The 13360-nt window shown below is 59.5% G+C and carries 13 protein-coding genes; 8 read left to right on the forward strand and 5 right to left on the reverse strand.

Annotation, left to right across the window (positions count from 1 at the left end):
* Nucleotides 1-257 precede the first annotated feature (257 nt).
* The 8 genes from frc to AC6H0R_RS08055 all read left to right on the forward strand — a co-directional run bounded on the left by frc (nt 258) and on the right by AC6H0R_RS08055 (nt 9251).
* Entirely contained in the window at nt 258-1505 is a 1248-nt protein-coding gene (frc, locus tag AC6H0R_RS08020; protein WP_497580837.1) for a formyl-CoA transferase, read from the forward strand.
* Between the two features lie 149 nt (nt 1506-1654).
* Complete coding sequence (locus AC6H0R_RS08025; protein ID WP_497580838.1) at nt 1655-1966, forward strand: hypothetical protein; 312 nt, start codon at nt 1655-1657, stop codon at nt 1964-1966.
* Nucleotides 1950-3809 carry a DEAD/DEAH box helicase family protein gene (locus AC6H0R_RS08030; RefSeq protein WP_497580839.1) on the forward strand — a complete coding sequence of 620 codons (1860 nt, stop codon included), beginning with the start codon at nt 1950-1952 and terminating at the stop codon, nt 3807-3809. The genes AC6H0R_RS08025 and AC6H0R_RS08030 overlap by 17 nt, the downstream gene beginning before the upstream one ends.
* Nucleotides 3810-3862: 53 nt before the next feature.
* Nucleotides 3863-4546, forward strand: a complete 684-nt coding sequence (locus AC6H0R_RS08035) for a DsbA family oxidoreductase (protein ID WP_497580840.1) — start codon at nt 3863-3865, stop codon at nt 4544-4546.
* A 522-nt stretch (nt 4547-5068) separates the two neighbouring features.
* A complete protein-coding gene (locus AC6H0R_RS08040; protein ID WP_497580841.1) occupies nt 5069-6079 on the forward strand; it encodes a Bug family tripartite tricarboxylate transporter substrate binding protein in 1011 nt (336 codons plus the stop codon).
* A gap of 143 nt (nt 6080-6222) precedes the next feature.
* Entirely contained in the window at nt 6223-6744 is a 522-nt protein-coding gene (locus tag AC6H0R_RS08045) for a tripartite tricarboxylate transporter TctB family protein (RefSeq protein ID WP_497580842.1), read from the forward strand.
* 130 nt (nt 6745-6874) lie between these two features.
* Nucleotides 6875-8344 carry a tripartite tricarboxylate transporter permease gene (locus tag AC6H0R_RS08050; protein ID WP_497580843.1) on the forward strand — a complete coding sequence of 490 codons (1470 nt, stop codon included), beginning with the start codon at nt 6875-6877 and terminating at the stop codon, nt 8342-8344.
* A gap of 82 nt (nt 8345-8426) precedes the next feature.
* Nucleotides 8427-9251 (forward strand): cytidylate kinase family protein, encoded by an 825-nt coding sequence (locus AC6H0R_RS08055; protein WP_497580844.1) that lies wholly within the window; start codon nt 8427-8429, stop codon nt 9249-9251.
* A 35-nt stretch (nt 9252-9286) separates the two neighbouring features.
* Here the strand turns inward: AC6H0R_RS08055 and queC are convergent, their stop codons facing one another.
* The 5 genes from queC to tolB are packed head-to-tail and all read right to left on the reverse strand — an operon-like array spanning nt 9287 to nt 13271.
* The gene (queC, locus tag AC6H0R_RS08060) at nt 9287-9976 is read right to left on the reverse strand and encodes a 7-cyano-7-deazaguanine synthase QueC (protein WP_497580845.1); all 690 of its coding nucleotides are present in this window, start codon (nt 9974-9976) and stop codon (nt 9287-9289) included.
* Between the two features lie 12 nt (nt 9977-9988).
* Nucleotides 9989-10654 (reverse strand): 7-carboxy-7-deazaguanine synthase QueE, encoded by a 666-nt coding sequence (gene queE, locus AC6H0R_RS08065; protein WP_497580846.1) that lies wholly within the window; start codon nt 10652-10654, stop codon nt 9989-9991.
* An 18-nt stretch (nt 10655-10672) separates the two neighbouring features.
* Entirely contained in the window at nt 10673-11395 is a 723-nt protein-coding gene (ybgF, locus tag AC6H0R_RS08070) for a tol-pal system protein YbgF (protein ID WP_497580847.1), read from the reverse strand.
* Entirely contained in the window at nt 11395-11964 is a 570-nt protein-coding gene (gene pal / locus AC6H0R_RS08075) for a peptidoglycan-associated lipoprotein Pal (protein WP_497580848.1), read from the reverse strand. The genes ybgF and pal overlap by 1 nt, the downstream gene beginning before the upstream one ends.
* 38 nt (nt 11965-12002) lie before the next feature.
* Nucleotides 12003-13271, reverse strand: coding sequence for a Tol-Pal system beta propeller repeat protein TolB (tolB, locus tag AC6H0R_RS08080; RefSeq protein WP_497580849.1), 1269 nt, complete (start codon nt 13269-13271; stop codon nt 12003-12005).
* Between the last annotated feature and the right edge of the window lie 89 nt (nt 13272-13360).

The following is a 13360-nucleotide window of genomic DNA, read 5'->3' on the forward strand; positions in this document are numbered from 1 at the left end:
TATATCCGGTCGTCCGAAGTGGTCCTGCCGCGGCGCTTCGTTATCCGTCGCATCTTTGCGTGATAATCCGGATTGTCAGCCATCTCGTGCAGTGATCCCGAAATGTTGACCGGCGTCATTGAAGGTCTTTTCGGCGCATGACTAAGATGCCCGCTCAAAATTTTTCGCCGTTGGTTGCCATCCTTCACGGTGCGCAAACCGGCTAGACCCGAACAAGTATTTGCGATTCCGCAATTTGGTATTGGAGGAGAAACCTGATGACTAAGGCGCTAGAAGGCGTTCGCGTTCTTGATTTCACACACGTGCAGTCCGGTCCGAGCTGTACTCAGCTCCTGGCCTGGTTCGGTGCAGACGTGATCAAGGTTGAGCGTCCCGGTGTAGGCGATGCGACCCGTGCGCAGCTGCGCGACATTCCCGGCGTGGACAGCCTGTATTTCACCATGCTGAACCACAACAAGCGCTCGGTGACGCTGGATACCAAGAACCAGAAGGGCAAGGAAGTTCTTGAACGCCTGATCAAACAGTGCGACATCATGGTCGAGAACTTCGCCCCGGGCGCACTCGATCGCATGGGTTTTACCTGGGAGCGCATCCAGGAGCTGAACCCCAAGATGATCCTGGCTTCGGTCAAAGGTTTCGGTCCCGGTCCTTATGAAGACTGCAAGGTCTATGAGAACGTCGCCCAGTGCACCGGCGGTTCGGCTTCCACCACCGGTTTCGAGGACGGTCCCCCGATGGTGACCGGCGCTCAGATCGGTGACAGCGGTACCGGTCTGCACCTCGCCCTGGGCGTGGTCACTGCGCTGTACCAGGCCAAGGTCACCGGCAAGGGGCAGAAAGTGCTGGCCCCGATGCAGGATGCCGTACTGAACCTGTGCCGCGTCAAGCTGCGCGATCAGCAGCGTCTTGAGCGCACCGGCACAATGAAGGAGTATCCGCAGTATCCGAACGGCGAGTTCGGCGATGCCGTGCCGCGTGCCGGCAACGCCTCTGGCGGCGGTCAACCGGGCTGGATCCTGAAGTGCAAAGGCTGGGAAACCGACAACAACGCCTACATCTACTTCATCACCCAGGCTGCGGTGTGGGAGTCAGTGTGCAAGGTCATCGGCAAGGATGAGTGGATCAGTGATCCGGAGTACGCCACGCCGGAGGCTCGCCTGCCCAAGCTGGTGTCGATCTTCGCAACGATCGAGGAGTGGACCAAGACCAAGACCAAGTTCGAGGCCATGGATATCCTCAACAAGTACGATATCCCTTGCGGTCCGATCCTGTCGATGAAAGAGATTGCCTACGAACCGTCGCTGCGTGCCACCGGTACCATCGTGGAAGTCGATCACCCGGAACGTGGCAAGTACCTGACCGTCGGCAACCCCATCAAGCTGTCCGGCAGCCCCACCGAGGTGACTCGTTCGCCGCTGCTGGGTGAGCACACTGATGAGGTGCTGGCGCAGCTGGGCTACAGCGCCGACGAGATTGAAGCGATGCGCACCGAGAAGGCAATCTGACCGGTAGTTCGCAGGCTGTCTAGAACGACCCGGTACAGGTACCCCTGCGCCGGGTCGTTTGCCGTCAGCGCGCCATGCAATAATGAGTCCCGTTGCGCAGCCACCATGGCTGCGAATGGTTTCAAACCTTAGGAATCAGTGGAAGCAATATGAACCATCAGGAGTTTGTCGACGCCTACCAGAACGGCACCTTGAACGCGTTCATGCCACAAGTCACCGCTGAGAATTACCTCAAACAGCGTCTGTGGTTGCCGCTGTTTACGCTGCCAGTGCTGGGGGCGGGGGTCGGGCTGGTGCTGATTGGCTGGTACATCACGGGCGTGCTGGTCTTCCTCGCCGGCTACATCATTCCGCGCATGGTCAAGCGCAATGCCGTTTCCATCCTGATGTACCAGGCCCTGCATGATGCGGGCGTCTATCAGGATCTGCGCGAAGCCGGGGTGCTTGAGGTTCGTGAGTAATAGCCCCTCGCCCGCCGGCGAAGGTGGCGGAGCTGGCCAGCTCGGAGCGGGTCAGCTGGCGGATGGCTTCGGTCCGTGGAATCCTGGGCTCGGCCCCGAAGTTCCGCGCCAGTTTCTGCCGCTGTCGACCATCTTCCGTCCCGAGAACGTGTTCACCAGTATTGAACACGCGCATGAGTGTCGTGATTTCACCGGTCTCGAGCTGCAGGAGCTGGTGGTGTTTCGGCCCGAGAGGCTGGTGCTTCACGAGCTCCTGATACGCATCACCGCCGATCTTTCCGTTCCCGCCGGCAGTCGTTACGAAGAGCTCGGCATCAACTTCCGTGAAATGGCTGATCGCATCCGCGCGGGCTGGATCGCCCCTCGGATGGGCGATCTCGTGGCCGAGTACGATCGGATCCGTATTGAGATTGATGCCTTCATCCTCAAGGTGCTGGATGAGACGCTGTTCCGCACGGGCGCGGTCGAAGTCAAGCAGACCGGGATGCTGTCGCGACTTGGCCGTTTGTTCGGCAAGGATCGCGCGGGCACTCCCGACGTCAGGGATCACGGCCCCGAGCACGAAGAACGCGTGCGTCGCGAGTGGGCCAGGATGTCGGGCGAGGATGGCGATGCCCTGCGCCGGGCGGTGTACCGCGCCCTGTCGCGCGCAGTGTCGGCCATGCATATCAAGCATGGCCGAATGTGGGCGGATCGGGAGGTGCTGGCTTCGTTGGCTGCCGGCATGGCTGCCAATGATTATGGAAGTGAAGCCATCGGTGGGCTGATCGAGCCGTTGGTGCATGAGGCCGCCGGCCAGCAGGGGTATGCAGTGCTGCCGGCTCAGGCCCAGCCTGTCGTGCTCAACACCAAGGGGGCGTCGGCATCCGGTAAGAGCACTTTACGGCCGATGCAGGAGCGGCTGGTTCAGCGGGTTGGTGCGCAGTGGTCGGACTTCGCTCTGATCAGTCCGGATATCTGGCGCAAGTATCTGCTCGATTATGCTTCTCTGGGCCCAGCCTACAAGTACGCTGGTGCACTGTCCGGGATCGAGCTTGAGATCATCGACCACAAGCTCGACCGCTACATGGCGCGCAAGGCCGAAGGCGGAAACATGTCGCACTTGTTGATCGACCGGTTTCGCTTTGACAGTTTTGCACTCGATTCGGACAAGGCAGGCAGCAACCTGCTGACCCGGTTCGGGCACTTGATCTACATTTTCTTCATGATCACGCCGCCACAGCAAACGGTAGAACGTGCGTGGTTGCGGGGCCTTCAGTTCGGTCGTTTCAAGTCGGTGGAAGATCTGCTTGCGCACAACGTAGAGGCCTTCTCGGGCATGCCCGAGATCTTCTTCACCTGGGCGCTGCGCACGACCAAGTCCGTGCATTACGAGTTCCTCGACAACAGCGTGCCCAAGGGTGAAACACCGCTTACCGTGGCGTTTGGCTGGAACGGTAGCATGAACATCCTGGATGTGAAGGGGTTGATCGACGTTGACCGCTTTCGCAAGATCAACGTCCATGCCGAAAGCCCCGAGGCCGTCTACCCACCGTCCGAGCAGATGGCCGTAGAGCAAAATGCCTTGTTCCTGCTGCAATGCATCCGACGCCTTCCAAGCGTGAATTTTGTCTTGCGCGAAAGCGGCAGGGTGTATGCACGGTTTGAGTCCGCCAAGCTTGATTGGGTCGATCCGGATGGACTGGATGAGGCGCTGCAGGATGCCGAGACCAGAGGGGCGCTGCAGGTCGTAGCGCCGGAGATTTTTGCTTCACCGCGTGCAGACCCGCAGGCGGCGCAATGTCAGCGTGAGGTGCTTGCCGGTGCACGCTTTCATACACTGGGACGCTGGGGCGGCGCCTAGAACTTTTTCCTGAAAAGACGTCCTAAGACGACTTTGCGAATCGTGGAGCTGCAATGAAACCGTTTTCCGTCGACATCTATTCCGACGTCGTCTGTCCTTGGTGCTATGTTGGCAAACGCTACATCGACAAGGCCTTTGAGTACTACGCCAGTGCCTATGAAGGTGAGCGCCAGCCCGAGGTGCGTTGGTTGCCGTTCATGCTCAATGCGTCGTTGCCGCGCGAGGGTGTGGATCGCGAGGACTATCTCAAGCACAAGTATCCAGGACGCGCGAATGACCCGAACCTCTTCGCCGATGCCATCAAGGCAGCGCAGCGGCAGGGGATAGAGTCCCGCTTCGACCTGATTCAGGTTCAGCCCAACACAATGGATGCGCATCGTCTGATGCGATTTGCGGAGCAGCGCGGCAAGCGCGCTGCCGTTGCGGAGCCGCTCTATCGCGCTTACTTCGTGGAGGGGCGGAATCTGTCAAGCCACGACGTGCTCGGGGAGATCGGGGTTGCTTGCGGGCTGGATGCAGCCGAATTGCGCGCTTATCTCGCCAGCGACGTTGATGTTGAGTGGGTCAAAGGGGTTGACCAGGAAGCCAAGCGACTTGGCATCACGACTGTTCCGTTTCTCGTGCTTAACGGCAAAAAGGGGTTCTCTGGCAATCAGGCGCCTGACAAGATTCTCGATGCGCTGAAATGGGCGCGCCGGGACGCAGCACGCCCGGAGTGGCTCCCGTCGTTCTTTTGAGCGCTGTTGGGGTTTGCCCCGATGAGCGCTCCTGCTGCGTTGGCCTGTCTTTCTGAGGGGCGGGGCGGAGTCGAAAAGGGGTCTGTGTAAGATTCACGTAAGCCCTTTTGTAGTGCGGTTTTTGAGAGTTTTCAAGAATCCCGATTGGCATTATTGAATGCCGTTCGGGATTTTTTTTTGCGCCCAGTAAATGACATTAGGATGGTCTGAAGTCCGTCGTCTACAAACCCCTAGCGTTTACCCCAATTTTTCTTCCGGGCGATGCGTGCGACCTTGAATCCCGCGTCGTTGCTGAACCAAGTACTGTGAGCAAATGTTGACGTCCGTCAAGATTCGGCCGAGGAAAAGCTTGCTTCGACTGCAGCATCCTTTATCCTTTTATCAACGAGGTTTATCGCTGCCTCAGAAAAAGTACTAAGACAAACCGTAGCTCCGACTGTTCCGGTCGGGGTGGCGGAAAGCGAATCGGAAGACCCGGAAAAGCATCCGGAACGTCCGGTAATCACCTAAGGAGGATCATCAATGAAGTCTATCAACAAGACCATCCCCGTCCTGACCACCCTTGCCGCCGCAGTTGCTTTCGGCGCCCCGATCGCTGCCAGCGCCGCCTGGGAACCGACCAAGCCGGTCGAGTTCATCATCCCGGCTGGTACCGGCGGTGGTGCTGACCAGATGGCCCGCTTCATCCAGGGCGTTATCGTCAAGCATGATCTGATGAAGCAGCCGCTCGTCGTGGTGAACAAGTCCGGTGGTGCGGGCGCAGAAGGCTTCCTGTACGTCAAGAACGCCAAGAACGACGCCCACAAGATGATCATCACGCTGTCGAACGTGTTCACCACGCCGATGGCTACGGGTATTCCGTTCAACTGGTCCGACCTGACTCCGGTCAAGATGCTGGCGCTTGACCAGTTCCTGCTGTGGGTGCACGCCGATACGCCGTACAAGACGGCCAAGGACTACACCAGCGCCGTCAAGGAAGCCGGCCCGGGCAAGTTCCGCATGGGCGGTACCGGTTCCAAGCAGGAAGACCAGATCATCACCGTGGCCCTGCAGGAATCCACCGGTGCCCAGTGGACCTACGTGCCGTACAAGGGCGGTGGCGCTGTGGCAACCCAGGTGGTCGGCAAGCACGTCGACTCCTCGGTCAACAACCCGCTGGAAGCCGTCTCCCAGTGGCGTGGTGGCGCGCTGCGTCCGCTGTGCCTGTTTGATGCTCAGCGCAGCACCTACACCAACAAGGTTACGGAAACGACGGCTTGGTCCGACATCCCGACTTGCAAAGAAGGTGGTGTTGACGTGGTCTACCAGATGCTGCGCGGCATCATGGCTGCCCCGGGCGTGTCGCAGGACGTGGTCGACTACTACGTCAGCGTGTTCGAGAAGGTCATGGCCACGGAAGACTGGAAGAAGTTCATGGAAACCGGTGCTTTCAACCAGACCACCATGCACGGTGCTGAATTCACGGCTTGGCTCAAGGACGCTGAAGCGACCCACCGCAAGCTGATGGAAACTGCGGGCTTCCTCGCGAAGTAAGCAAAGTTCACGCCCGGCCTCCTCCGGCCGGGCGTGTTGCTCTTTGGTAAAAACGCGTGCGCTCCGGTGAGAACCGTTGCGCACGTAATATTGTTAGGCCGTCCTCCCGGTTTGAGCCTTTTACGTACTTGAGGTAACAACGAATGGAACAAGATCAGGCCACGCATGGCGATGACAAGTCTCTGGTTTCGACCCGGGCCATGGACATCGCAACTGCGTTGTTCTTTATCCTGCTTGGCGCAATCGTCATTTATGACTCGCTGCGTCTGGGCAACTCATGGGGCGACATGGGCCCCGAATCCGGCTACTTCCCGTTCTATATTGGCTGCTTGCTGATCTTCGGTGCTGCACTGATCATCCTGTCCGCCATTGCACCGGGTAACAAGGCAACGGGCGACTCATCTTTCGTCACCCGCGGTCAGATCAAGTCGGTCATCAAGGTGTATATCCCGACCGTGGTCTATGTACTCCTGATGAGCTACATCGGTCTGTATGCTGCAGCAGCGCTGTACATCATCGGCTTCATGATGCTGAACGGCGGATATTCGTTTGTCCGCACGTTGCCGTTCGCGGTCATCGTTCCGACTCTCATCTTTGGGATGTTCGAAATCTGGTTCCTGGTTCCGCTTCCGAAGGGCCCGATCGAGGCTGCTCTGGGCCTCTGATTCTGCCTAGGATTTTTCGTTCAACCAGCTATGACACCGTGGAGCAACACGGTGGAGAAGACTAAAAAGGAGTAGGGAAGTGGAAGAATTAGGACTTCTTTTGGGGGGGATGCAGACCGTCCTGACCCCCATGAACGTTTTGCTGATGTTTGTCGGCATTTTCCTCGGGGTGCTGATGGGCGTGTTGCCGGGTCTCGGCGGCGCCAACGGTATCGCGATTCTGCTGCCGCTGACGTTCAGCATGGAGCCGGTATCGGCCATCATCATGTTGTCGTGCATCTACTGGGGCTCGCTGTTCGGCGGCGCCATCACGGCAATCATCTTCAACATTCCGGGATGTTCGTATTCGGTTGCGACAACCTTCGACGGCTATCCGCTTGCAAAGCGCGGCATGGCCGGTGAAGCGCTGACCACGTCGTTTACCGCTTCGTTCATCGGTGCGTTCTTCGCGATCCTGCTGATCACGTTCCTCGCTCCGATCATCGCTGAGTACGCGCTGCGCTTCGGTCCGCCGGAATACTTCGCGATCATGTGCGTGACCTTCGCTGCTTTCATGTCGATGGGCAAAGAAGCGGCTTCCAAGGTGCTCGTCGCAGCCATGTTCGGTTTTGCACTGGCCTGCGTCGGTATGGACGTTGTGACCGGTGCGCTGCGCATGACCTTCGGTACGTCCGAACTGATGCGTGGTTTCGAGTTCCTGATTGCCGTTATCGGTATGTTCGGCCTCGGCGAGATTCTCGTTTCGATGGAAGAGGGCCTGTCCTTCAAGGGTGTGGCCGCCAAGATCGATCCGAAGATCGTGCTGAAGACCTGGGGCATGCTCGGCAAGCACTGGGCCAACTTCCTGCGCTCGATGATCCTGGGTTCCTGCCTCGGTATCGCTCCGGCGGGTGCTACCCCGGCCTCCTTCATGGCCTACGGTATCTCCAAGAAGTTCTCGAAGAATGGCGACAAGTTCGGTACGGGTGAGCTCGACGGTCTGATCGGTCCGGAAACGGCCAACAACGCCGCCGGTACGGCCGCGCTGCTGCCGATGCTGACCCTGGGTATCCCGGGTTCGCCGACGGCTGCCGTGCTGCTGGGTGGTCTGATGATCTGGGGTCTTCAGCCGGGTCCGCTGCTCTTCACCGAGCAAAAGGATTTCGTGTGGGGCCTGATCGCTTCGATGTACCTCGGTAACCTCGCGGGCCTGATCGTCTGCTTGACCACCGTGCCGCTGTTTGCCGCGATTCTGCGCGTACCGTTCTCGATCATTGCTCCGATCATCCTGATCGCGTGCTCGATCGGTGCCTACACCGTGGCCAACGCCATGGGCGACGTGTGGTACATGCTGGTGTTCGGCGTGCTGGGCTACGTCATGAAGAAGCTCAAGTACCCGCTGGCTCCGATCGTTCTGGCACTCGTGCTGGGTGGCGGTACGGAGAACGCCTTCCGTCAGGCCATGTTGATGTCCAACGGCGAGATGGGTATCTTCTTCGCCAACGGCATCGTTTCGACGATCATGACGATCGCGATCATCCTCGCGGTGCTGCCGATCTTCACGGCGCTGTATCAGAAGCTTTATGTGTCGAAGAAAATGGCGACCGATTCAGCTTCCTGATTGAATCTGTGAGCCAAAACGACCCGCTTCGGCGGGTCGTTTTTTTTTTGTAGTGATGGAATTTCACCTTCGGAGGTCTGAAATGCCCGTTATTGCAATGAACCAGGAGATGGGGTCGCTTGGAAAGGATGTAGCTCAGGCGTTGTCCGAAGAGTTGGGGCTCTCGCAGGTGACCCACGAAGTCGTGGATCATGTGGCCGACAAGATGCACAAGCGCAAAAGCCTGATCCGACGTGTCATGGAGGGCAGGGCCGGCATGCTTGATCGCATGTCGACAAACTCCCGCAACGTATCGACCTATGTTGCTGAAGAGGTCTATGAGCTTGCCGCGCGCGGGAATGTCATCATCCGTGGGTGGGGAGCAACCTATCTGCTACGCAGCATTCCTCATATTCCCTGCGTGCGCGTTTGCGCGTCGCTGGAGAGCCGCTTGGCGTGGATGATGCAGCGGCTTGATACCGATGACGAGGAGCTCGTTCGGCAAGAGCTCAAGCGCAGCGATGCAGCGCACACCCACAACATGAACGTGCGCTTCGGCGTGGGCTGGGGCGATCCCTTGCTGTACGACATGGTCTTGAATACGGACAGGGTGTCGGTTGCTGCCTGTGTTGATCAGATCAAGCTTCTGCTGTCTCAGCCGGGCTTTCAGGAGACGGATGAGTCCCGTAGAACGCTCGCAAACGCGACGCTTGAGGCCCGTGTAAGGGCCGCTCTGCGCAGCGACGATGAGACGGATCACGTCAATGTAGTGATATCTGCCAGTGACGGGGGAGTCAGGCTGGAAGGCGTTGTGGTAGATGAAGGCGAGCGCACCGCCGCAGAGCGTGTGGTGGGTGGTGTCACCGGAGTGTTGTCGGTGCAGTCCGCTCTACGGTTGATTTCGAGCAGCCTGCGGGACGGTGAATGAGCGACGATACATGTGAAAACGGCCTGCAGGGCCGCTCACTTGTATTCGGTAGGGTCGTCCAGGCCTGCCGTTTCAAAGCCTTCGCGACGCAAACGGCAGGCGTCGCATGAGCCACAGGCGAGGCCGTCTTCGCTGGACTGGTAGCAAGAAACGGTCATGGAATAGTCGATACCCAGCGACGTGCCGCGTCGGATGATTTCGGCTTTAGACAGATGCATCAACGGCGCATGGATACGCAAGCGAGCGCCTTCGACAGCGCTGCGTGTGGCGAGGTTGGCCATGGCTTCAAAGGCGCGGATGTACTCCGGGCGACAATCCGGGTAGCCCGAATAATCCACCGCATTCACACCAATGAAGATGTCGTTCGCGCCGACAACTTCGGCCCAGGCCAGGGCCATCGAAAGCATCACCGTATTGCGTGCCGGAACGTAGGTTACCGGGATCCCGCTACCGGCTTCGCCGCCGACCGGGACCTTGATGCTCGGATCCGTGAGCGCCGAGCCACCGAACTGCCCTAGGCTGACATTGGCGAGGCGGTGTTCGCGCGCCTTGAAGTGCTGTGCGATCCTGCGTGACGCTGACAGCTCCGCGGCATGACGTTGTCCGTAGGCCACAGACAGGGCATAGCAGTCGTATCCGGCATCTCGTGCGATGGCCAGACAGGTCGTTGAGTCGAGTCCGCCGGACAGCAGAATGACAGCGGATCGGTGGCTGCGTTCGTTCATGTGGTGATCTGTTTAGCGGCCGCGAGCGTCGTGCCAGAGAATCTTGTGCAGTTGAAGCTGGAAGCGCACGGGCAGTCGATCACGAACGACCCACTCTGCAAGCCTTTCAGCCGATAAGGCGCCATGCACCGGAGAGAACAGGATCGAGCACTTCTGGGCAAGGGCGTGGTTTGCAACCAGTTCGCGGGCCCACTGATAGTCGTGCTCGTCCGCCAGTACGAACTTGATTTCATCGCGTTCATCGAGTTCGTCGAGGTTCTCCATGCGGTTCCGTGCGAGCTCACCGGAACCGGGGGCCTTCAGGTCCATGATGCAGGAAACACGCGGATCGACGCCAGCGATGTCGAGTGCTCCGCTGGTTTCGAGAGACACCGATAGGCCGGCATCGCACAGTCGTGCAAGAAGTGTCAGACAGGCTTTCTGAGCGAGGGGCTCGCCGCCGGTCACGCAAACGTGCCTGAGCCCGCACGCAAGAACATGGGTGACGATGTCATCAATCGCCCAGTTGCTGCCGCCCTGAAAGGCGTACTCGGTATCACACCAGGTGCACCGCAAAGGACAGCCCGTGAGTCTTACAAAGACCGTGGGCAGCCCGACACGCGATGACTCACCCTGAACGGATGAGAATATTTCGGTAATGCGCAGCGATTCGTCGCGTTGCGCGGCACGTGCATTCATCCGGCTTCAGCACAAGGCCTACGGCTGGACGCGCTGACGCGCGACCTGAGCTGCAGAACTTTCGGGATGGCGCGCGATGATCTGAGCCAGCGTGTCCTGTGCGGCACGACGCTCACCAAGCAGCAATTGACTGTTGGCAAGCCCCAGCATGGCGTCAGGGACGATGGCGTCATTCGGCCAGGTTTTGACGATGGTGTCGAACAGCGAACGCGCTGCGGCTACTTCCTTGGCTTGAAGTGCTGCGTTGCCGGCCCAGAAGTGGGCGTTCGGCAAGAAAGCACTCTTCGGGTAGTCGGCGATGAACGTTCGGAAGGCATTAAGCGATTCCGCATGCTTGCCATTCTTGAGCAGTTCGAGCGATGCCTCATAAGCCGCAGATTCAGCGGCCGGGTTGACGGCGGTTGCTGCGCCGGGAGCGGTGCTTCCGGACACTCCGCTTGTTTCAAGCTTGAGGATTCGAGCGTCGAGATCGACGTAGAAATCCTGCTGCCTGGATCGGAGCGATTCGATTTCGTGCGTAAGCAACTCAACCTGACCGCGGAGCTTGGCAATCTCTTCGCGAAGCGCCGCGTTCTGATTGAGTAGGTCGAAATGCGCCCGGCTCGTGGTGTTGAACCGGGCGTTCATTTCTTCCCGCAAGGCGGTGACTTGCCTCGATTCAGATGATCCGAAAACTTGCGCCTGCACGGAGCCCGCGCACGCGAGCGTGAGCAGCAGCGCGGTGGTGAGGCGCTTGGTCATCAGAATTCGCCGGAGTAGAGGATGTCGGAACGGCGGTTCTCACCCCAGCAGCTTTCAGTCTGCTCGGTGCAGCGGGGCTTTTCTTCGCCGAGGCTGACGGACTCGACCTGGGCGTCATTCACGCCGAGCAGGACCAGCGCGCGCTTGACGGCTTCGGCACGCTTCTGGCCGAGGGCGACGTTGTACTCGCGGCTGCCGCGTTCGTCGGTATTGCCCTGGATCAGCATGCGCATCTGACCGTTGGCCTTGAGGAAAGCGGCATGTGCTTCAACCAGCGAAGCAAACTCAGGCTTGATGACGAAGCTGTCGAAGTCGAAATACACGGTGCGACTGGACAGGATGTGGTTGGGGTCCGTCAGCGCAGCGATACCGCCGGTGGCGCCAGCAGTGGCGGCATCGACGCCGCTACCGAGCGAGCCCATCTGATTGCGCGAGACCGAAGCATCGGAAACCGCGGCGCTCGAGGTGCCGTTGCCCGAGGCACCAGCCGACCCGGTGGCCTTGTCCCCGGTTCCACTGCAAGCGATCAGCAGGGATGCGAGAAGTGCCGGCAGGAGAACTTTTTTCATGTGTATTCCCTTGTGTTTGGAAAACCGATGACTTCATGTCATCGGGAGATTGGCCCCCAGGCGGGCTCTCGGATTTCTGCCGCCTGAATCGTCAGTCGCTGCCGCACGCGACCGTCTGAAGATACTGCCGAAAGAACACCGCGGCTTGCGTTCCCCGAAGCATAAAGGATCATGCGCCCATTGGGGGAGAAGCTGGGAGATTCTACACCTTCCTCGTTGGTCAGGATGACGCTGCGACCCGATGAGAGGTCCAGCAGAGCCACCTGTGAGCGTCCGTCCCGGCGCGCAGTGTACGCGAGCTGGCGCCCATCCGGCGAGAGCCGGGGCGTAACGTTGTATGGCCCGTCAAAGGTCACGCGTTGCAGCGGGCCACCATCTACGCTGACACGATAAATCTGCGGGCTACCGCCCCGGTCGGAAGTGAAGTAGATCCACTTTCCGTCGGGCGACCAGGTCGGCTCGGTGTCGATGCTTTGGGATGTCAGGAGGCGTCGCAGGCCCGTGCCGTCGGCATTGATGATGTAGATCTGCGATGGACCGTCCTTGGTCAGCACAACCGCCAGTCGGGAGCCGTCCGGTGACCATGCAGGGGCCGAGTTGGAGCCGCGGAAGTTGGCGATCTGCTGACGGCGCCCGGTGGGCAGGTCGTGAATGTAGATGATCGGTTTCTTGGCCTCAAACGATACATAGGCCAGGCGCTTGCCATCCGGTGACCAGGTGGGCGAGATGATTGGCTCTCGCGATATCAGGGCGGGCTGCGGATTGGCGCCGTCGGCGTCTGCAATCTGCAATTCGTGTCGCTGACCCTTCACGACGACATAGGCAATGCGGGTCGAGAAGTACCCGGGCTCGCCAATCAGTTTCTCGTACACGAAATCCGCGATGCGATGAGCGGTAATCCGGTTCTGGCGGGCGTTCATGTGCAGCGACAGGGCGCCGATCTCGGTGCGCCGGTGCGCGTCGAACAGGCGAACGCGAGCGCCGAAGCGGCCGTCGCTGAGCCGAACAACCGATCCGGTAAGCACGGCATCAGCACCCTTGCCTCGCAGTGCGGACAGATCGGGGATGACGGATTCAGGAAAGCTCGCCAGACCGGTATCGATCAGGCCGAACAGGCCGCTACGCTCGAGGTCGGCGCGCACGATGTCACTGACGCTGTCGGGCAGGGCACCTTCGTTTTCAAGGAGCGGGATGGCAACCGGGTAGCGGGTTGAGCTCGAGCCGGTAATTTCGATCGAGAGTTGCGCGTGCGCGAGTGCCGAAATCATCAGCAGGCCAGCACACATCAGGTTGCGGATCGCAGACATGGTCGTCCTGTCAGGTAGCGGGTTTCGAAAAGTATAGCCAAGCACGTGTGTTGCCCCTGTGTCCCGATGTTTCGGCAGCCGAGGGCAGA

It is taken from the genome of Pseudazoarcus sp. NS36 (assembly GCF_059703705.1).

What these genes read in the sequence shown, in the direction of transcription:
- pal (WP_497580848.1), bottom strand. Translation starts at nt 11,964, where the DNA reads ATGAAAAAAGTTCTCCTGCCGGCACTTCTCGCATCCCTGCTGATCGCT.
- frc (WP_497580837.1), top strand. Translation starts at nt 258, where the DNA reads ATGACTAAGGCGCTAGAAGGCGTTCGCGTTCTTGATTTCACACACGTG.
- queC (WP_497580845.1), bottom strand. Translation starts at nt 9,976, where the DNA reads ATGAACGAACGCAGCCACCGATCCGCTGTCATTCTGCTGTCCGGCGGA.
- AC6H0R_RS08055 (WP_497580844.1), top strand. Translation starts at nt 8,427, where the DNA reads ATGCCCGTTATTGCAATGAACCAGGAGATGGGGTCGCTTGGAAAGGAT.
- AC6H0R_RS08040 (WP_497580841.1), top strand. Translation starts at nt 5,069, where the DNA reads ATGAAGTCTATCAACAAGACCATCCCCGTCCTGACCACCCTTGCCGCC.
- AC6H0R_RS08045 (WP_497580842.1), top strand. Translation starts at nt 6,223, where the DNA reads ATGGAACAAGATCAGGCCACGCATGGCGATGACAAGTCTCTGGTTTCG.
- queE (WP_497580846.1), bottom strand. Translation starts at nt 10,654, where the DNA reads ATGAATGCACGTGCCGCGCAACGCGACGAATCGCTGCGCATTACCGAA.
- tolB (WP_497580849.1), bottom strand. Translation starts at nt 13,271, where the DNA reads ATGTCTGCGATCCGCAACCTGATGTGTGCTGGCCTGCTGATGATTTCG.
- AC6H0R_RS08035 (WP_497580840.1), top strand. Translation starts at nt 3,863, where the DNA reads ATGAAACCGTTTTCCGTCGACATCTATTCCGACGTCGTCTGTCCTTGG.
- AC6H0R_RS08025 (WP_497580838.1), top strand. Translation starts at nt 1,655, where the DNA reads ATGAACCATCAGGAGTTTGTCGACGCCTACCAGAACGGCACCTTGAAC.
- ybgF (WP_497580847.1), bottom strand. Translation starts at nt 11,395, where the DNA reads ATGACCAAGCGCCTCACCACCGCGCTGCTGCTCACGCTCGCGTGCGCG.
- AC6H0R_RS08050 (WP_497580843.1), top strand. Translation starts at nt 6,875, where the DNA reads ATGAACGTTTTGCTGATGTTTGTCGGCATTTTCCTCGGGGTGCTGATG.